This window comes from Shewanella inventionis, from assembly GCF_014641855.1.
GTDB lineage: Bacteria > Pseudomonadota > Gammaproteobacteria > Enterobacterales > Shewanellaceae > Shewanella > Shewanella inventionis.
The window spans coordinates 55,962-74,976 of sequence record NZ_BMII01000001.1 but is presented as its reverse complement, the minus strand read 5'-3'; the positions used below and the strand labels follow the sequence as shown (position 1 = coordinate 74,976).

17 protein-coding genes, 1 other RNA gene and 1 pseudogene are annotated in these 19,015 nt (G+C 42.6%); 11 read left to right on the top strand and 8 right to left on the bottom strand.

Going from position 1 to position 19,015, the window contains the following annotated elements; all coding sequences use genetic code 11:
• The first annotated feature begins 36 nt into the window (after window positions 1–36).
• From aroK to IEW93_RS00300, 4 genes are all read left to right on the top strand, one after another.
• Entirely contained in the window at window positions 37–552 is a 516-nt protein-coding gene (aroK, locus tag IEW93_RS00315) for a shikimate kinase AroK (RefSeq protein ID WP_188735709.1), read from the top strand.
• Window positions 553–561: 9 nt separating this feature from the next.
• Entirely contained in the window at window positions 562–1,638 is a 1,077-nt protein-coding gene (aroB, locus tag IEW93_RS00310) for a 3-dehydroquinate synthase (RefSeq protein ID WP_188735707.1), read from the top strand.
• An 18-nt stretch (window positions 1,639–1,656) separates the two neighbouring features.
• Complete coding sequence (locus IEW93_RS00305) at window positions 1,657–3,054, top strand: ATP-binding protein (RefSeq protein ID WP_188735705.1); 1,398 nt, start codon at window positions 1,657–1,659, stop codon at window positions 3,052–3,054.
• A 128-nt stretch (window positions 3,055–3,182) separates the two neighbouring features.
• The gene (locus IEW93_RS00300; protein ID WP_188735703.1) at window positions 3,183–4,019 is read left to right on the top strand and encodes a Dam family site-specific DNA-(adenine-N6)-methyltransferase; all 837 of its coding nucleotides are present in this window, start codon (window positions 3,183–3,185) and stop codon (window positions 4,017–4,019) included.
• Between the two features lie 24 nt (window positions 4,020–4,043).
• Here the strand turns inward: IEW93_RS00300 and IEW93_RS00295 are convergent, their stop codons facing one another.
• Together IEW93_RS00295 and IEW93_RS00290 are read right to left on the bottom strand one after the other, a co-directional pair.
• Window positions 4,044–4,223 (bottom strand): DUF2970 domain-containing protein, encoded by a 180-nt coding sequence (locus IEW93_RS00295; protein WP_188735701.1) that lies wholly within the window; start codon window positions 4,221–4,223, stop codon window positions 4,044–4,046.
• Between the two features lie 5 nt (window positions 4,224–4,228).
• Window positions 4,229–4,600, bottom strand: coding sequence for a hypothetical protein (locus IEW93_RS00290; protein ID WP_223418851.1), 372 nt, complete (start codon window positions 4,598–4,600; stop codon window positions 4,229–4,231).
• A 342-nt stretch (window positions 4,601–4,942) separates the two neighbouring features.
• Between IEW93_RS00290 and rpe the strand changes: the two genes are divergently transcribed.
• Genes rpe through trpS form a run of 3 tightly spaced genes read left to right on the top strand, consistent with a single transcriptional unit; the run spans window position 4,943 to window position 7,359 of the window.
• Entirely contained in the window at window positions 4,943–5,611 is a 669-nt protein-coding gene (gene rpe / locus IEW93_RS00285) for a ribulose-phosphate 3-epimerase (RefSeq protein WP_188735699.1), read from the top strand.
• A gap of 7 nt (window positions 5,612–5,618) precedes the next feature.
• Window positions 5,619–6,323 (top strand): phosphoglycolate phosphatase, encoded by a 705-nt coding sequence (locus IEW93_RS00280; RefSeq protein ID WP_188735697.1) that lies wholly within the window; start codon window positions 5,619–5,621, stop codon window positions 6,321–6,323.
• 37 nt (window positions 6,324–6,360) lie between these two features.
• Window positions 6,361–7,359, top strand: a complete 999-nt coding sequence (trpS, locus tag IEW93_RS00275; RefSeq protein WP_188735695.1) for a tryptophan--tRNA ligase — start codon at window positions 6,361–6,363, stop codon at window positions 7,357–7,359.
• Between the two features lie 92 nt (window positions 7,360–7,451).
• Here trpS and dolP read toward each other — a convergent pair whose 3' ends face one another.
• From dolP to IEW93_RS00255, 4 genes are all read right to left on the bottom strand, one after another.
• Window positions 7,452–8,027, bottom strand: a complete 576-nt coding sequence (dolP, locus tag IEW93_RS00270; RefSeq protein ID WP_188736068.1) for a division/outer membrane stress-associated lipid-binding lipoprotein — start codon at window positions 8,025–8,027, stop codon at window positions 7,452–7,454.
• Window positions 8,027–8,620 (bottom strand): phosphoheptose isomerase, encoded by a 594-nt coding sequence (locus tag IEW93_RS00265; RefSeq protein ID WP_124017505.1) that lies wholly within the window; start codon window positions 8,618–8,620, stop codon window positions 8,027–8,029. Before IEW93_RS00265 ends, dolP begins: the two co-directional genes overlap by 1 nt.
• A 123-nt stretch (window positions 8,621–8,743) precedes the next feature.
• Complete coding sequence (locus IEW93_RS00260; RefSeq protein ID WP_188735693.1) at window positions 8,744–9,070, bottom strand: YraN family protein; 327 nt, start codon at window positions 9,068–9,070, stop codon at window positions 8,744–8,746.
• Window positions 9,067–10,899 (bottom strand): penicillin-binding protein activator, encoded by a 1,833-nt coding sequence (locus tag IEW93_RS00255; RefSeq protein ID WP_188735691.1) that lies wholly within the window; start codon window positions 10,897–10,899, stop codon window positions 9,067–9,069. Before IEW93_RS00255 ends, IEW93_RS00260 begins: the two co-directional genes overlap by 4 nt.
• 89 nt (window positions 10,900–10,988) lie before the next feature.
• Between IEW93_RS00255 and rsmI the strand changes: the two genes are divergently transcribed.
• From rsmI to IEW93_RS22315, 4 genes and pseudogenes are all read left to right on the top strand, one after another.
• A complete protein-coding gene (rsmI, locus tag IEW93_RS00250) occupies window positions 10,989–11,831 on the top strand; it encodes a 16S rRNA (cytidine(1402)-2'-O)-methyltransferase (RefSeq protein WP_188735689.1) in 843 nt (280 codons plus the stop codon).
• A gap of 54 nt (window positions 11,832–11,885) precedes the next feature.
• An RNA gene (rnpB, locus tag IEW93_RS00245) (RNase P RNA component class A) lies at window positions 11,886–12,253 on the top strand.
• Between the two features lie 1,271 nt (window positions 12,254–13,524).
• Window positions 13,525–15,645 carry a TonB-dependent siderophore receptor gene (locus tag IEW93_RS00240; protein WP_373284845.1) on the top strand — a complete coding sequence of 707 codons (2,121 nt, stop codon included), beginning with the start codon at window positions 13,525–13,527 and terminating at the stop codon, window positions 15,643–15,645.
• An 83-nt stretch (window positions 15,646–15,728) separates the two neighbouring features.
• Window positions 15,729–15,923: pseudogene (locus IEW93_RS22315) on the top strand (hypothetical protein); the annotation flags it as partial.
• Window positions 15,924–15,956: 33 nt separating this feature from the next.
• Here the strand turns inward: IEW93_RS22315 and IEW93_RS00235 are convergent.
• Both IEW93_RS00235 and IEW93_RS00230 read right to left on the bottom strand, forming a co-directional pair.
• Window positions 15,957–17,603, bottom strand: coding sequence for a ShlB/FhaC/HecB family hemolysin secretion/activation protein (locus IEW93_RS00235; RefSeq protein WP_188735686.1), 1,647 nt, complete (start codon window positions 17,601–17,603; stop codon window positions 15,957–15,959).
• Between the two features lie 190 nt (window positions 17,604–17,793).
• Window positions 17,794–19,014 carry a threonine/serine exporter family protein gene (locus tag IEW93_RS00230; RefSeq protein ID WP_188735683.1) on the bottom strand — a complete coding sequence of 407 codons (1,221 nt, stop codon included), beginning with the start codon at window positions 19,012–19,014 and terminating at the stop codon, window positions 17,794–17,796.
• Between the last annotated feature and the right edge of the window lies 1 nt (window position 19,015).

Here is a 19,015-nt window from a genome sequence, read left to right as displayed (position 1 = left end):
AGGCATTCTTCCATATAAGATTCAGACGTATACGAAATGGCTGAAAAACGTAATATTTTTCTGGTAGGCCCTATGGGCGCAGGTAAAAGCACAATTGGTCGCCATCTGGCTCAAATGCTGCATTTAGATTTCCACGATTCAGATCACGAGATTGAACAACGTACCGGTGCAGATATTGCCTGGGTGTTCGATGTTGAAGGTGAGGAGGGTTTCCGTCGTCGTGAAGCTCAAGTCATCGCTGATCTTTCAGAAAGGCAAGGTATCGTTCTCGCAACAGGTGGTGGTTCTGTTCAGAGTAAAGATATTCGCAATTATCTTTCTGCTCGAGGTATAGTTGTTTACTTAGAAACAACCATCGACAAGCAAGTCGCGCGTACTCAGCGTGATAAGCGTCGTCCGTTGTTACAAGTAGACGATCCACGTGAAGTGCTCGAAAACTTAGCTGAAATTCGTAATCCTTTGTATGAAGAAATTGCGGATGTTATTGTTAAGACTGACGAGCAAAGCGCGAAAATCGTCGCTAACCAAATTATCGAGCAACTAGGCTTTTAGGTAAAAATCATGCAACAGATTCAGGTTCAATTAGGTGATAGAAGTTACCCCATATACATTGGCCAGAATTTGATGAATGACAGCGAGATTTTTACTCGCTACTTAAAAAATAAAAAAGCCTTAATTGTTTCAAACGACACCATTGCTCCGTTGTACCTTAAACAGGTACAACAGGCGATGAGTGTTTGCACATCTATAGAAACTGTTATTTTGCCTGACGGTGAAAAATACAAAGATTTACAACACCTCGATCTAATTTTTAGTGGTCTACTCGAACATAATTTTGCACGAGATTCAGTATTAGTTGCACTTGGTGGTGGCGTAGTGGGTGACATGACTGGTTTTGCTGCAGCATGTTATCAACGCGGTATCGATTTTATCCAAGTTCCGACGACACTGCTCTCGCAAGTGGATTCATCTGTTGGTGGTAAAACTGCCGTCAACCATCCACTGGGTAAAAACATGATTGGCGCGTTTTACCAACCTAAATCTGTCATTATTGATACCTTGTGTTTAACGACATTGCCTGCAAAAGAGTTTGCTGCCGGCATGGCTGAGGTGATCAAGTATGGCATTATTTGGGATGGCGAATTTTTCCAATGGCTAGAGCAAAATGTACAAGCATTAAAATCGCTTGATACCGATGCCTTAACGTATGCCATTGCAAAATGTTGTCAGATTAAGGCTGATGTTGTCGCGCAGGATGAAACTGAACAGGGCGTAAGAGCGTTACTTAATCTTGGGCATACATTTGGTCATGCTATTGAGGCAGAAATGGGCTATGGCGTGTGGTTGCATGGCGAAGCTGTAGCAGCAGGAACCATTTTAGCTGCTCAAACCGCATGTAAGTTGTCGCTACTAGACTCTGCAAGTGTTGAGCGCATCAGCAAGTTAATGCAGGCTTTCGACCTACCTATTACTTCACCCGACGCGATGACTTTTGAGCATTTTATAAAGCACATGCGCCGAGATAAAAAAGTGTTAGGTGGTAAAATTCGTTTAATATTGCCAACGCAAATTGGTCGTGCTGATGTGTTTGGTGATGTGAGTGAAGACTTACTCAAACAGGTTATTAACCGCGCATAAATACAGTGTGGTGATATTTTGACTGCTTCAGGACTTTTGTTACTTCCTACCCAAGAAGCGCTGGTTCAGCGTTTACAACATATCGCCAGTTATAGTGAGCAATTATTGGTGCTCTGTGGCGAAAAAGGTGCCGGTAAATCGACCCTTGTTGCCGCATTGGCCAGCGAACTAGACGATTACAATTCTGCTTTAATTATCTGCCCTCAACATGCTGATTGTGCTGAGATACGCCGTAAAATTTTGGTGCAATTAATTTCAGCTCCAATTTTTGACGATGAACGACCTTTAATGGACACCCTTTTTAGGATCCAATCAAGCCTGGGTAAACCGCTACACATTATCATTGATGATGCCCACTTATTGCCAAAAGAGATTTGGGCAGAGTGCATTTTATTAAGCCAAATTCATTGTGCTGGTAAACCTGTTGCTGTGACAATGACGGTTGAACCTAATTTTTGGCGTGAGTTAATTGCAGATCTGGCAGATGAAACTCGGGCATTATTGCTGCAGGTGAGTATTGAATCACTCCCAATTGCAGAGCGTGACGGTTTGTATCAAAGCCTTTTATTACGTAGCCAAAAAACACCCTTTATTCCGCGTGAAATCATTCATAAGCAATTAGAAAAACAGTCAGGCACACCAAAAGAAGTTGTTGAATTACTCACGTTAGCCATAGAGTCGCCACAAGAAATAAGCACACAAAAGTCGATTCAGTTTAAACTCGTTTTTTTCTCTGTCGTGGTGATGTTAGTTGTGCTCAGTGGCTGGTTTATCAATCAACAACTATTGGTTGTTGAGCAGCCTAAAGCTTCAATTGAATTAACCGCAGAACAGGCTGAACGTCGTAAACAAGCGACGAATTATCTTGCTGATTATGGTAAGCAAACCTTAGCACCATATTTTTCGCAACGTCATTTAGCGCAAACTAAACTGGCAGCAAACAAGCAGGCTGAGTTACTGATACAACAGCAAATTGATGCAAAAAATGTGGTTGTTGAAAGCCACGTTGAAGACGCAGATATTGTGCCGCTCGATAATCATACTGATGTGGTAGTTAACTCATCAGTTGAAGGCTTGTCGTTTCAAGGCAAGCTAGCTAAAGCCCAGGCACATGCAGTTAGTCAACCTCAGCAGATCATTGATAGAGATAAAACACCCAATAAAATTAAAGGCTTTACTCTTCAATTAGCCAGTGTAAATGATAAAAAGTCGCTGTCGCCGATATTAACCAAACTGGTCGATGAACCACAGGTTTATATAATGAGTTACAAACAACGGTTTGTCATTCTGTTAGGCGACTTTGATACTCCAGCTGCGGCAGACGTGAAAGCAAAGCAGCTGCAAACTCAATATCGTTTAGCCGCACCCTGGGTAAGAAAATGGGCAGATTTAACAGAATATCAACGAGTTGAGTGACCATAAACGCATTGTTGGTTTGGGCTGATAATGTGCACAATCACTATAATTATTCGACTTTACACTATGTCGATACCACGAAACAGAGTACAATCATCAGCTTTAATTTGCTGGCATAGTTCCTATTCATGATAAAAAAGCATAGAGCCTTTCTAAAGTGGGCAGGCGGAAAATATTCGCTCATTGAGGAGCTATCCAAACACCTTCCGGCAGGTAATCGCTTAATTGAACCTTTTGTTGGTGCAGGATCTGTTTTTCTTAATACTGATTATGAGCACTATCTGTTGTGCGATATTAATCAAGATTTAATCAATCTGTATAATATTGTCAAACATCAGCCAGAAGTTTACATTCAAGCTGCTAGGGCAATGTTTGTCGATGATATGAATAATAAAGAAGCTTATTATAAGGTCCGCACCGAATTTAATGCTACCAGCGACCCCTTTATTCGATCTGTATATTTTTTGTATATGAATCGCCACGGCTTTAATGGTCTGTGCCGTTATAACAGTAAAGGCGGTTTTAATGTGCCTTTTGGTTCATACAAAAAGCCATACTTTCCGGAAGCAGAAATACGTTATTTTTCTGTAAAGGCAAAAAAAGCGACGTTTGAATGTATCAGTTATGAACAAGCTTTTGAGTTAGCAGATGTTGGTGATGTGATTTATTGCGATCCACCTTATGCTCCGCTATCTACGACTGCCAGCTTTACAACCTATGCAGGTCCTGGTTTTAGCCTAGACGACCAAGCTTTACTGGCGCGTCATTCAAGACATATTGCACACGAGCGCAATATTCCAGTGTTAATCAGCAACCATGATATCCCGCTGACTCGAGAGTTATACCGAGGTGCGACATTTTCAACCATTTCGGTGCAGCGCAATATCAGCCAAAAAGGCAGCTCACGCAATAAAGTCGACGAGATTATGGCTTTATACGATCATCATTATCGTTATGATGAATAGTGGAAGAAACGATGAGTTGCAGGGCTAACTCAACACCTGGTTAACGATTAAGACTAATGTTAAAACTAAGCCTACCGCTAATAAAATGCCCATGATAATAAAAGGCAATGGCGATTGAGATTGGAAATCTTTTTGGCGATTATGTTCTGTTTGCACCCCAAAAAAGGCTGCAACCGTACTGCTAAAAACCCGCCAAAATGACATTATGGTTATATCTGCTCGGAACTATTAGGCGTTGGCATATCCTGTAGCGGTTTATCTTTATGCCCATGTAAAAGTTCTAACAAATCGATAAAGTGAAATTGACTTGAACGGCTGTTACCCGTAACCCAATTACTCCAACTGATATTATTTGATTGTTCAGCGCAACGGTTCGCAGGATGACTGCTGGGTAGGCTGGCATTGTAACTGTTGTTATTATCGCATACACAAGCTTGAGTGTTAGATGCCGTATTCTCTGTAGCCATTAGCACTTGGCTAATCAGCAGCGCCAAAGTAGCCGTTGCAAATACAGCATATACCGGTGTTGGTAAAAATTTACCATCACGATTAGACATCTTGCTTAATAATTGCTTAACCATAAGGTTACCCTATCCGTGGTTTATGCGAGGAGCATGAATATCATTGGTAATAAACCAAAGTACCAATACAGGCCTAGCTGGTTATTGATTCTTCAGTGATTAATTTTGTGCTATATCGATTATTATTGAGGTTATTTACTCAATAAATTGTAACATCTTAATTATAGCAAAACAGCCTAGATATTGAACACTGCTTTATCAGTAAAACACAACAAATCCGACTTCTGGTCTAGTTTTTGACAAATATACGCTACTTCATGCGCTTTTTTAACGTTTCAACCTAGAGCCCTGTGGCTGCAAAGGGTAAAATGTCGTCACTTTGGTCTACCAATAGAGAAGATTATGCGCCCATTTTTAATAGCACCATCAATTTTGTCTGCCGATTTTGCCCGTTTAGGCGATGATGTAAAAGCCGTATTAGATGCCGGTACCGATGTGGTCCATTTTGATGTCATGGATAATCATTATGTGCCTAACCTAACGATTGGCCCAATGGTATGTACGGCGTTGCGTAATTATGGGATCACCGCAGATATTGATGTGCATTTAATGGTTAAACCCGTTGATCGAATCATTCCCGATTTTGCTAAAGCGGGTGCATCTATTATTACTTTTCACCCAGAAGCCTCAGAGCATATCGACCGTACATTACAACTCATTAAAGAATCAGGCTGTAAAGCCGGCTTAGTGTTTAACCCTGCAACACCATTACACTACCTAGATCATGTTATGGATAAGCTTGATGTCATTTTATTAATGTCGGTTAATCCAGGCTTTGGCGGTCAGTCATTTATCCCAAGTACACTTGATAAACTGCGTCAGGTACGTGCTCGTATTGATGCTAGCGGGTTTGATATTCGTTTAGAAGTCGATGGCGGCGTTAAAGTAGACAACATTGCTGAAATTGCAGCAGCTGGTGCTGATATGTTTGTCGCAGGTTCTGCCATTTTTAATCAGCCAGACTATAAAGTCGTTGTTGATCTAATGCGCGCCGAATTAGCCAAGGTGTAAGTTAAAAATGATATTACCAAAGAGTCAATGGCTTAATATTCAAGCCATTGCGTTTGATTTAGACGGCACATTAATTGACAGTGTGCCAGATTTAGCCGCAGCAACAAATGCCACGTTAGCAGAGTGCAGTTTGCCCAAAGTGTCAGAAGACTTAGTGAGGAGCTGGGTTGGAAATGGCGCTCAAATATTAATGCAACGAGCATTGAGCTATTCATATTCAACAGCGGAAGATAGCCCAGAGCTTCAAGCAAGGCTTGAGCAAACTATGCCGCGCTTTATGCACCACTACGCTGAGCATTTACAGCAACATAGCCGTTTATACACTGGCGTGTTAGAGGTACTTCAACAGCTAAAGCAAGCGGGTTATAAATTGGCGGTTGTGACTAATAAGCCTTATCGCTTTACTATTCCTTTGTTACAAGCATTTGGTTTAGATGGGCTGTTTACGCAGGTACTAGGTGGTGATTCACTGGCTAAAATGAAGCCTGATCCTCTGCCTTTGCAACATTTAATGGATCAATGGAACATTAATTCGTCACAGCTATTAATGGTGGGTGATTCAAAAAATGATATTTTAGCGGCTAAAGCGGCAAATGTAATGTCGATTGGCTTGACCTACGGCTATAACTACGGCGAAGATATCGGCTTAAGTGAACCTGATGCGGTATGCGAACACTTTTCCCAACTACGCCAATACTTACTTTCACAATAATTCGAATTTTATAAGATAATCTGGAGCAATAAAACACATGACTAAACCCATAGTTCTCAGCGGTGCACAGCCATCAGGCGAATTAACCATAGGTAATTATATGGGCGCACTACGTCAATGGGTTGCCATGCAAGATAGCCACGATTGCTTATATTGCGTCGTTGATTTGCACGCCATTACAGTACGTCAAGATCCTCAAAAATTGCGCGAAGCATGTTTAGACACCCTTGCATTGTACCTAGCATGCGGTGTTGATCCTAAAAAAAGCACAGTATTTATTCAGTCTCAAGTGCCGCAACACACCCAACTTGGCTGGGCATTAAACTGTTATACCCAAATGGGCGAGCTTAACCGCATGACTCAGTTTAAAGATAAGTCGCAAAAGCATGCTAATAACATCAATGTGGGCTTATTTGGTTACCCTGTGTTAATGGCTGCTGACATTTTGCTTTATCAAGCCAATGAAATTCCTGTGGGTCAGGACCAAAAGCAGCATTTAGAGCTAACACGTGATATAGCTACGCGATTTAACAATGCTTATGGCGACACATTTACTATTCCTGAGCCGTTTATTCCTGAACACGGTGCTAAGGTGATGTCGTTGCAAGACCCGCTTAAAAAGATGTCTAAGTCAGATGATAACCGTAACAATGTTATTGGGTTACTCGAAGATCCAAAGGCGATTTTAAAGAAAGTGAAAAAAGCCATGACAGACAGCGAAGAGCCACCAGTTGTGCGTTTTGATATTGAACAAAAGCCAGGTGTGTCTAATTTGCTTAGTTTAATGGCAGGTTGTACTGGGCAGTCTATCGCATCGTTAGAAGCGGAGTTTGAAGGTAAAATGTATGGCCATCTTAAAGTTGCTACAGGTGAAGCTGTTGTGGCCATGCTTGAGCCATTGCAAGCTCGTTTTAAAGAGTACCGCGCTGATGATGCATTCTTAAGACAAGTGATGGCAGAGGGCGCACAAAAGGCACAAGCTCGTGCAGAAGTGACCATTAAAAAGGTCTACGAGAAAATCGGCTTAATTGTATAACGTAAATCGATAACGACTTAAAGCCAGTGATGATTTACCCATAAAAAAGCCATCGTTCACCGATGGCTTTAATGTAATCATTGCTTAAAGTGTTAACTGGCGGGTTCAACGTATTCAAACACTTTAACCACTTTGCGCACACCAGCTGTATTACGCGCAATCTCGACGGCTAATTCAGCTTGCTTACGATCAATTAATCCCAATAAAAACACTTCACCATTTTCTGTGATGACTTTAATGCGAGTAATGTCGAGCGACTTTTCGTTTAACATGCGCCCTTTAACTTTGGTCGTTACCCAGGTGTCATTACTGCGCGTGGTAAATGAGGTTGGTGTGCCAATGCGAATTTGGTTATGTATTTTTCCGCCAATTTCTAGGTCTTGCACAACTTTAATCGCTTTATCGCGAAGCATTGAATTTGGCGCCTGGCCAATCAACAACACGTTGTTATTCATTACCACAGCGGCAATATTAGTTTGATTATTCAAGTCATCGTATTTAGATAAGGCACTAGCAATAGTGAAGTCAGCATTAGTATCACTAATTTGTGTGCTCATGCTGCGTTCATCATTAGCCATTTTGGCACCACTCACAGCGCCAACCATCACCGCTCCAGCACAACCTTGAAGTAGTATTACCAATACTGAGATGATGAATAATCTATTCATCATGCTTGCTCATCCTGTGGGAATAAAGTGCGGTCTATGTTGTCGCACAAGCAATGAATAACCAGTAAATGCACTTCTTGGATACGTGCTGTCACATTAGAAGGTACACGGATTTCAACATCACCAGCGCTCATTAAGCCAGCCATCGCGCCACCGTCTTTACCGGTTAATGCAACAATGGTCATGTCACGGCTTAACGCCGCTTCCATTGCTTTAATGATATTACCTGAGTTACCGCTGGTAGAAATTGCCAGTAAAATATCGCCAGGTTGGCCAAGGGCTAAAATCTGCTTAGAGAAAATTTCATCGTAGCTATAATCGTTAGCAATAGCGGTAATGGTTGACGTGTCACAACTTAAGGCAATTGCCGGTAATGGTGGACGTTCAATTTCGTAGCGGTTTAATAGCTCTGCAGAAAAATGCTGTGCGTCGCCTGCGCTACCACCATTACCACATGATAGAATTTTATTGCCGCCAAGAAGACATTGCACCATCATCTCTGCTGCTTTTTCAATTGACTCCGGTAGTGCTTCGGCAGCATCTATTTTGGTCTGAATTGACTCGGTGAAACTATCTTTAATACGTTCTAACATGCAACAATCCTTACGATAAATAATATCTACCCACATCGGTAATAAGCTTTTTTGCAAATTAATCCGCATCGGTAATTTGGATATATGATGCCACAAAACCAAGAATTGGTAATCAGTTGTGGCTTAAAAACAACCTTGTAGCCAGTTTATTTCATTTGCACTCATTGCGATAACATCAAAACGGCAGGGTGGATTGAGTTTTTGCCGTTGTAAATAATGATCAGCAGCCTTGCGAATACGGGTAATTTGCTTGTGAGTTAGCGCATTGATTGCACCACCAAATTGGTTCGATGCCCTAAATTTCACTTCAACAAATACCCATACATCATGTTGGCGCATCACTAAATCTATTTCACCAAATGGATAACGAACGTTAGCTTCTACAAAGATCAGACCTTGTTGTTCAAGATAAGTTCTGGCGCGTTGCTCTGCTAACTGGCCGCGATTCATAGCGGTTTTAGTTGCCCTTGAGTGTATTTACCCCATGATAATTGGCGCTCAATAACGCCATTTGGCTTAACCGATAATGCACCACTACGGCCCATAAATTGGTAACCCGGGAATGCCCTCATCTGCGCTAAACGATTGACCAGTTCGAGCGAGTCAAACCCCATCACGTAAAGACGCTTTTGACTGTTGCTCCAACTGCTCCAAAGTTCAGAAACCAGCTGAGTTTCTGAACTTTGACGCATTAACCAAGGAATATCGCTAATCATTAAGTTATTTAAATCTTGCGCCGTTTGAGATGACTCATTTTCAACACGGCTGCGGCTGCTTGTATAAAGCGCAATAGGCGTTGAAAACACACTAAAGTTAACGTCTAAAAACGGTTTTAATAAGGCAAGGTCTTGCGAGCCTGAAATCAGGTAAATCGCATCAATATCCTGGCGAGAACGAAAATCTGATTCAAGACGACTGCCCAGCAAATCACGCATTCTGCTAATTCGAGCCTGGCTGTCATTAACGCCCAATGCAGTTTGGACCGTCACCTTCATTTGATCGCCTGCATCGTAATAATGCACTTCTGCATGGTTGCTGGTTAAGCTTAGCCAGGTTTGTTTAAAGCTGTCGGCCATGCGTTTACCAATAGGGTCGTTACTGGCCAATAATAGTGGTAATTTCACACCATCACTGAACAGTTTATGCGCGGCGTCGCTGGCTTCCTGTGCAGGCGATAGCGAAAAGTAAAACTGGTTCGGCTGTGGATTAAAATGCTCAGTTTGATTTAAATAAAGCTGCGGAATTGTACTCTTTTGCTTATCGTTTATTTTTTGCAGCTCTTCTACTTCATTTGGTAATAACGGCCCAATGATAAATTCAGCGCCTTGAGTGACGGCCTCATTATACGCCGCTAAAATACCTAATTGAGTGTCATAAAAGTTAATGGCGACATTGATATCATATTCAGACAAATAGCTGGCCAGAATTCCTTGGCGAATTGGCTCGGCAACCGCAGCGCGAGGGCCGGTTAACGGTAAAAGCACGGCAATGTTTTGTGGCCTAAATGGCTTAGCGCTTAAGGCTTTTTCTAAATCAGCAGGCAGCTTTATGGCCGCTGGGTGATAAGGATTATTACGCTGCCATTCGCCAAGGTAACGAACAAGCTGCGTTGGTTCAACCGCATAGTGTTTTGCAATGTATGATAATTGTAACCAACCAGCAAAAATGGGGTTAGAAGGATCGCGCATAAATGATTGCACGGTTTCTTCTTGTAATGGCTGTAAAATTGCCCAAATGACATTATTAACCGTTGTCGTTTCAGACTTAGGTAAGTAATTACTCAGTAAGCTCAGTTGCTTGACTTGATCAATTGATTGTTGAGTATTTTTAAACAGTTTAGCTTTATATTGATGATAGCTCGCCATTTGCCAGCGAGGAAGCTGCCAATGTGGTGGATATTGCAAGATATCTAATGCGGCCTCACTGCTGGTTGTTTTTTCAGCGATGCGAGCGCGTAAGTAAATATGTTCTGCTTGTAGCGTAGGCACATTAACCATCGACTTTTGCATTGAGGTTAAAATATTAGTAGCAGAGTTAACGTTACCATTATTAATGTATGCATGAGCCGCCAGTAATAAATAACGGTCACGCTTTTCTGGTAAACTGCTATTTTTGGCTTCGGTTAAGTAGATTTTAGCCGGATGTTCGGCGGCAACCAATGATGTGCTTATTTCAACGTATTCTCTTTGCTTTCGCTGTTGCTCGGTAGCACAACCTACCAACAAGACAGAGAAAATCATCGCGCACACTAATTTTGTTGTATTCAGTCTTTTTAACACTTGGCTTCACTCTGGTAAGATACTGTTACTAGTTTAACCTGCTCTTACGCTTGGCGAAAGTATCAGGTAGATTCATTATTGAGGTAATTATGGACCAAATGGTCTCGCTGTATATTGTTCCCACCCCTATCGGCAATTTAGGCGACATTAGCGCTCGTGCATTAGAGGTGCTGCAACAGGTCGATTTAATCGCTTGTGAAGACACGAGGCACAGTGGCAAGTTGCTGAGCCATTTTGGTATTGAAACCCGTAAAACGGCTTTGCATGACCATAATGAGCGCGACCGTGCTCAGTGGATTGTTGAGCAATTAGCCTCAGGCAAATCGATTGCACTGATATCAGATGCTGGCACACCGTTGATTTCAGATCCTGGATATCATCTCGTTAATCATGTTCGCCAAGCGGGTTATCGCGTTGTGCCTTTACCTGGCGCATGCGCCGCGATTACAGCATTAAGTGCTTCTGGTTTGCCGTCAGATCGTTTTAGCTTTGAGGGTTTTTTACCATCAAAAGAAAAAGCCCGTATCGACAAACTTGAAATGCTCAAAGAAGATCCTCGAACCCTTATCTTTTACGAGTCTCCACATCGAATTGTATATAGTTTAAGCGCGATAGCACAAGTGCTTGGAGACGATAGGCAAGTGGTTATGGCGCGTGAGGTGACTAAAACCTTTGAAACATTCTTAACCGGAACCGCAGCAGAAGTACTGGCAATGGTAGAAGCTGACGACAATCAGCAGAAAGGTGAAATTGTGTTAATGTGCCACGGTTTTGCATTGTCTGATGAAGAAGGTATACCTGCCGTTGCTGTAGCTACATTAAAACTGTTAAGTGAAGAATTACCGCTTAAAAAAGCCGCCGCTATTGCAGCTCAAATTCACGGCTTAAAGAAAAATGCCTTGTATAAATACGGCCTAGAACTGGATTTATAACCGCGAATGCTTTTTAACATTGGTTTGTCGGCTTGCTTAGGCTATAATCCGCGCCGAGTTGGCCAGACAGTTGCCGCGTACTTAGGTACGGGGAGGAAAGTCCGGGCTTCAAAGAGCAGGGTACCAGGTAACGCCTGGGCGGTGTGAACCGACGACAAGTGCAACAGAGAGGAGACCGCCATTTTAGCTTTGGCTAAAGTGGTAAGGGTGAAAGGGTGCGGTAAGAGCGCACCGTGCGGCTAGCAATAGTCCGTAGCAAGGTAAACTCTACCCGAAGCAAGACCAAATAGGGTTCCATTACTTTAAATAGTATATGCGCTGCTCGCGTAGGAACCGGGTAGGTTGCTTGAGCCTGTGAGTGATTGCAGGCCTAGATGAATAACTGTCCACGACAGGACCCGGCTTATCGGCCAACTCAACCTCTTTAATATGAAAGGCCTTGCAGCAATGCGAGGCCTTTTGTTTTTTACTCACACCATAGTGCGTGAGGGTATTGCCGGCACTGATGTGGTCAAATAAATAACTGTCCACTCCACGCTCAACCAAGGCATGGCGGCTTATCGGCCAACTCAACCTCTTTAATATGAAAGGCCTTGCAGCAATGCGAGGCCTTTTGTTTTTTACTCACACCATAGTGCGTGAGGGTATTGCCGGCACTGATGTGGTCAAATAAATAACTATCCACTCCGCGCTCAACCAAGGCATGGCGACTTATCGGCCAACTCAAACCTTTCGAAATAGAAGGCCTTGCAGCAATGCGAGGCCTTTTGTTTTTTACTCACACCATAGTGCGTGAGGGTATTGCCGGCACTGATGTGGTCAAATAAATAACTGTCCACTGCGCGCTAAACCAAGGCATGGCGACTTATCGGCCAACTCAACCTCTTTAATATGAAAGGCCTTGCAGCAATGCGAGGCCTTTTGTTTTTTACTCACACCATAGTGCGTGAGGGTATTGCCAACACTGATGTGGTCAAATAAATAACTGTCCACTCCACGCTCAACCAAGGCATGGCGACTTATCGGCCAACTCAACCTCTTTAATATGAAAGGCCTTGCAGCAATGCGAGGCCTTTTGTTTTTTGACTCACACCTTAGTGCGTGAGGGTATTGCCGGCACTGATGTGGTCAAATAAATAACTGTCCACTCCACGCTCAACCAAGGCATGGCGACTTATCGGCCAACTCAAACCTTTCGAAATAGAAGGCCTCACAGCAATGTGAGGCCTTTTGTTTTTTTACTCACACCATAGTGCGTGAGGGTATTGCCAACACTGATGTGGTCAAATAAATAACTGTCCACTCCACGCTCAACCAAGGCATGGCGGCTTATCGGCCAACTCAAACCTTTCGAAATAGAAGGCCTTGCAGCAATGTGAGGCCTTTTGTGTTTTACTCACACCATAGTGCGTGAGGGTATTGCCCGCACTGATGTGGTCAAATAACTATCCACTCCGCGCTAAACCAAGTCATGGCGACTTATCGGCCAACTCAACCTCTTTAATATGAAAGGCCTTGCAGCAATGCGAGGCTTTTTGTTTTACCAATATGTGTAAAATCATCATAAATTCCAACATTTAGCCAACAACACAAACAAATGTAAATTATTAAATGATAATAGTTAGCATTTGTGTTTAGTGCTATATTGCCGACCAATTTTAATGCTGTCGTTGAGAGATATATGCAATTGAAAATGGTTAATCTTGGGTTGTTCAGCCTATTGTTACCTGTAATGAGTGTCAGTGCTAATGAGCCTGCTAATACAGAGCCAACAGAATCAATCGAAAAAATTTCAGTAATGGGTAGAGCGCAAACATTCTATCTTGAGTCTTCAAGCTCTGTTGGTACTAAAGTTGAAACTGACATGATGGACTTGCCGCAATCGGCGCAAGTACTAAATGAACAACTGATTGTTGACCAGGCCGCGCGCGAAATTACTGATTTATATCGTTCTATCGCAGGAGTGAGCGCTTACAGTTACTCTGGTGTAACCTTTCGTGGTTTTCGTGATGACAGCAATGTGTTTTATGACGGAATGCGCGGCGATCCTTTTTCTGACTTTGGTATCCCACAATTATTTAACGTTGAGCGTGTCGAAGTATTAAAAGGTCCTGCGGCTGCGCTATACGGTGGCGGAGAGCCAGGTGGCATGATTAATTATGTCACTAAAAAGCCAAGTTTCGAAAAAGAGACTGAAGTGACAATGATTGTGGGTGATTATGACCGCGTCGGTGGCTCAATAGACTCAAAAGGCGGTTTAACAGATAATCTTGCTTATCGTCTTGGTGCTTTTTATGAGCAAAAAGACAGCTTTCGTAATAATGCCGACGCTAAAAATACTGAGTTAGCGGGTGGGTTACTATTTCAGCTTGACGATAACACCGCACTAACCACTATGGTTGATTATATTAAGCAAGATTTGGGCGGCAGTCGGTTACGTGGAGTTCCAGTCGATGATGAGGGTAATTTTTTGGTTGACCCAAGTTATAACGCCAATGAAGCGTCTGACTATCAGGATTTAGAGGCATTAGTGCTGCAAGCGCAATTAGAGCACTTTTTTAGTGACAATTTTAGCGTAGATACCAAGGTGCGCTATGTTGATAACGAACGGGTTCAAGGGTATCACGAGTCGCAAGGCTGGGTTGATGTTAATGGCGACGGTGAAGCCAATGTTGATGATGAAACCATTAAACGTGAATACCGCAAACAATACCGTGCTAATCAAGAGCTGAGTCTTACCACTGACTTTGTTTATCGCCTTGAAAGCGCAATAGAGCAAACGGTGTTGTTTGGCGCTGATTATCATCATGTAGACAGTGAATATGATTATTGGCGCGCACGTTACGAAGCCGATGGCGTAGCCAACCTGAATATATTTGAGCTAAATTATGGTCAAAGCGACTCAGCTGATTACATATTGACGGATCAAAATCGCGACGGTGAAAAAACCGAACGTACGGGTTTGTACGCTCAAGACCAAATCACATTAACCGACAAGTGGTTGTTATTAGTTGGCCTACGTTATGATCATTTTAATGATTATGACAAAGAGAGCGGTTTTGAATTTAGCGACGAGCACGTGTCGCCACGCGCAGGCGTGGTTTACAAATACTCACCAGACACCTCATTTTATGTGAACTACTCTGAAAGCTTTAATCCAACGTCTATTGGCGATCAAGAAGATGCCGACTTAGATGGCGGTTTATCACCTGAAATTGGCGATCAAGTTGAGCTGGGTGTCAAAAATCAATGGTTTAATGGCCAAATGATGACCACACTTGCTATTTACCACATCAATAAAAAAGATGTCGCCATGAGCAACCCAGATGATACGGGTGCAGACGATGGGATTGCAGCACTCGTTAATTTAGGTGAAGTTGAAAGCAAAGGTGTTGAGTTTACTTTGGTTGGTGATATCACAACCGACTGGACCATTATGGCTAATTACGCTTACAACGATGCTCGCGTGACCCAGGGTGATCTTGATGACACCTATGCAGATGGCAGTCGATTTGCTAATGCCCCTCGTCACCAGGCGGGATTATGGACCCGTTATGATATTGACAGTTTGCATTCAGCCGTTGCATTTGGTGCCGATTATGTCAGTGAGCAAGTCAGCGCAGATGCACAAATCGTAAAACCTTATACCGTGTTTGATATGAGCTGGACCATCACATGGCAGCAAACTCAATACCAGTTAAATGTGAAAAACCTATTTGATAAAGAATACGCAGTAAGTGGATTTTCTGAGCGCAACGGTCATTTTCCTGGCGCGCCGAGGGAAGTTGTCTTACAAGTATCGCATCAATTTTAATGTTGTAGTCGCTAGGGTCTGTTGATCTTTGCTGTTTGAATTTTGTTCGAGTTAAAAACGTTTTAATCGAGGCGAATGGATTGATGCCTAGTCATCTAAGCAAAATCCATTCAACAAAGAGTAAAACGTTTTTAGCCGAACCTTTCAGGCAGCGTTTGTTGGCCATTTTTACTGCGTTATCGACTTTTTATGTAGAATAACTACACCTCAAAGTCTCTGCCTTGTATAAAAGACCAACAATTCGCTGCAAAAACAATCTTGAAAGATCAACAGACCCTAGGCTCGGTAGTATTGATAAACCGAGCTTAGCGTTAAAAATGGTCTTTAACCTGGAATCGAAACTCCCAAGCGTTGATGTCATTTCCCGATGTCATTGGCATGGCGATATCAATATGGGCAACGTTGCCATAACTTGATTTAGATGAGTACAACCTTGCGCCAATGCCGACACTGCCAATAATATCAGTGACTTCATTTAATTCATCTGAGCCACCAAAAGCATGGCCGACATCTGCAAACATTGCCCAGCCTAATTCGGCTAGCTGGTATAAGTTGATGTTAGGGTAATAACGGATTTCGCCGGTGAACAACCATTGATTATCGCCATGTTGATAGTCATTTGGATAGCCTCGTACGCCTGTTTCATCACCTAAAGCGAAGGTTTGGTCTAAATAATTATTATGCGATGTAGCGATCTTTGCTTTGGTATAGGCTGTCCACTTAGGGTTAATTTGATGAAAATACTCTGCCGCTAAACTGGCATTATAAAAATCTTGTTGCCCTGTTTCTATATCCGCCTGGCCATTTAGCGTCATTAGCAGTAATTGATTATCTTGTTGCCAGCCACGGGTGGTGAGTAAATTTAGGTGGTAGCCCAATTTTGCATTGTTCGCCACGTCATTGGTTTCTAAGCCTAGGGTAACAACATGGCGCCAACCTAGGTTAAAGTCTTCATTATTATTGATTAAATGAATGTTATTAAGCACAGTGTATTGATCTTGTAAGTACTCGTAACTTAACCAGGGGTATATAAAGTCGCGATCAAACGGCAATGTAGAGTCTGGGAACATTTCAATGTGATTAAATGTGTGTTTATCCTGAGTGATCCCAAGGCTAATTCGTTGTAAGTAATCATCTTGTTTATTGAGTAACCAACCAAAACCTATATTGGCGTAATCAATGATGTGTTCAAACTCGTAAATGTCTTTACCGTTTTGTCTGAGGGTGTCAATACGGGTGTCAGTTGACCAGGCTACGCCATACATGTCTTTTGTGTCGAGGGTGTAAAAAGGTTTGTTAAAGGCTAAAGCAGAGGCCTGGCCGTCACTGTTATCATAAAAATCGACGGCGATGTTGCCATGTTTTACCCATCTTACTGGGGCATCAAAGGCAAATTTATAGCCGGTGCGATCAGCGCTAGACTGGTACTTAATTTGGGTTTTAACCCCTAACCCAAGTAAGTTATCTTCTTTTATTCCAAATGAATATTTAGTGTCACCGCCATTCTTACTCAGACTCACAGTGGGTAACAAAGACCAGTTATCCCACGTTTCAACCAGTACAACATTTTCAATATTGTCTTCAGCCATTGGGTCTTTGCGAGCAATATTGATTTCGGCGTCACGGATATAGGGTTCGTAGCGTAGTAAGCGCTGGGCTTCTTCAAGATCTTTTTCAGTAATGTTATCGCCTACTTCAAAACTTAAACTGTTAAGAATAGTCGACTCTTTAGTGTTGATATGTAGGTAGTTTGCCCAACGATGTAAAAAAATCGCGTCTGGGGCTGACTCATCAAAAATAGGGTGGCTGATAATGACGATATTAGCGACCTCATCAACATCATGCTTGTTTGTCGTTGAGGCGGCGGGCAGATTGGCTACCGGCGCATCATTAGCACTGAGGCTAGGGTGAAAAAGCAAGATGACGATAAAAAAGGCTGCCATGACTACTTTTGGCATAAACTCGTCCTAATGATAGATTTTTGTTGTTTTTTTAGTGCGCTTTGCGTTAACGCTTTAAGTCATAACACACTTGAATCGTAAAATAGTCAAGTATTTAACGTTTTTATATCATGGTCAAAAAGCATCGGGGCTGCATAGTTTGCAGCCCCGATAATCTTGCGTATGTCGCATTAACCTGATGTTGTTTTTACAATGATCGTCTTGGAGGCACCACAACGTTTGCAAAGATAAGGCCTGCAATTAACGACATAAAAATTAAAAAGATTTGCGAGCCTAAATGTGCTTGGTTAAGCATAGTTTCACCCGATATCAGAGCGTTTAAACCAATATAGGTTTTACTGCCAGGCACCAAAATAACAATGCCTTGCAATAACGCTATCGACACAGGGGCTTTCATCCAGCGGGCATAGAGGTTTGAGTATATGCCAACGGCCAGCGCGCCAACAAAAATGCCAATCGACTCACCTAAGTAAATACCACCAAGCATGGCCGAGAAAAAGGCCACTATCCCGGCAAAAACACCCCAGGGCGAGTCTTTAAGGCGCGCTTTAAAAATGATCACTAACGACATCGACAATAACGGCACTGCCGACCAAATTGCCCACCGCGGCAGTGGAATGGGGTCAATATAAGTGACTTCACCAAATATGGCTTTACCTATGGTCATACCCAGCACAGCGCCAAAATACAGTTTAAATAACTGCATTACCGCATCCATAATGCGCGCCGTACCAGAGATTAAATCACGCGCCGCAAGCTCTGCTAAGCCAAGCGTTAGCGCCAAGCCCGGCACAAAGATAATAATTCCCGATAAAATGGTCACTGGTAAATTAATGCTGGGGTCAAACTGCGAAATAGCCGTGGCTAAAATTGCACACATCACCGCTGCCATAGGTTCTAGCATTTCAGCAACGCGTTTAGAGCGCTCAGCCCAAAATACTAGGCTGTATACTAATAACCCAAGCATCGCTGACCAAAAAACATCATGCCAACCGGTACCCATTAACATGGCAAATGCCCCGGCACTTGAGCCAAAAGCTAATAATGTTAACTTGTGACCATAGGGGTTAGGTTTATTGGCTATTTCTTCTAAGCGTTCTAGCGCTTCTTGTAAGGTGCGTTGACCAGAGCTCAGTTCTTCAACTAGCTCAAATGTGCGCGCCAAAGATCCTAAATCAAGGTCGCCAGGTTTAACGCGTGCTACATGGTTATATTCTTGTTCGGTGTCGTGTTGCAGTACAAAGGTCATTGAAGTGGGCGATATTAAAAAATATCCTTCGATACCTAAGGTACTACAAACTGTTTGCAAGTGAGATTCTAAGCGATATGCCGGTGTGCCAAACTTATGTAAGGCTTTACCTAATTTTATGATAAATCGACGTTTTTCTAAAAAATCCTGATTATCCACT

Bases quoted from the DNA above. Each gene is read 5' to 3' on its own strand.
- trpS (WP_188735695.1), top strand. From the start codon at position 6,361: ATGACTAAACCCATAGTTCTCAGCGGTGCACAGCCATCAGGCGAATTA.
- IEW93_RS00260 (WP_188735693.1), bottom strand. From the start codon at position 9,070: ATGAATCGCGGCCAGTTAGCAGAGCAACGCGCCAGAACTTATCTTGAA.
- IEW93_RS00240 (WP_373284845.1), top strand. From the start codon at position 13,525: ATGGTTAATCTTGGGTTGTTCAGCCTATTGTTACCTGTAATGAGTGTC.
- IEW93_RS00265 (WP_124017505.1), bottom strand. From the start codon at position 8,620: ATGTTAGAACGTATTAAAGATAGTTTCACCGAGTCAATTCAGACCAAA.
- IEW93_RS00235 (WP_188735686.1), bottom strand. From the start codon at position 17,603: ATGCCAAAAGTAGTCATGGCAGCCTTTTTTATCGTCATCTTGCTTTTT.
- rsmI (WP_188735689.1), top strand. From the start codon at position 10,989: ATGGACCAAATGGTCTCGCTGTATATTGTTCCCACCCCTATCGGCAAT.
- IEW93_RS00300 (WP_188735703.1), top strand. From the start codon at position 3,183: ATGATAAAAAAGCATAGAGCCTTTCTAAAGTGGGCAGGCGGAAAATAT.
- IEW93_RS00290 (WP_223418851.1), bottom strand. From the start codon at position 4,600: ATGGTTAAGCAATTATTAAGCAAGATGTCTAATCGTGATGGTAAATTT.
- IEW93_RS00280 (WP_188735697.1), top strand. From the start codon at position 5,619: ATGATATTACCAAAGAGTCAATGGCTTAATATTCAAGCCATTGCGTTT.
- aroK (WP_188735709.1), top strand. From the start codon at position 37: ATGGCTGAAAAACGTAATATTTTTCTGGTAGGCCCTATGGGCGCAGGT.
- dolP (WP_188736068.1), bottom strand. From the start codon at position 8,027: ATGAATAGATTATTCATCATCTCAGTATTGGTAATACTACTTCAAGGT.
- IEW93_RS00295 (WP_188735701.1), bottom strand. From the start codon at position 4,223: ATGTCATTTTGGCGGGTTTTTAGCAGTACGGTTGCAGCCTTTTTTGGG.
- rpe (WP_188735699.1), top strand. From the start codon at position 4,943: ATGCGCCCATTTTTAATAGCACCATCAATTTTGTCTGCCGATTTTGCC.
- aroB (WP_188735707.1), top strand. From the start codon at position 562: ATGCAACAGATTCAGGTTCAATTAGGTGATAGAAGTTACCCCATATAC.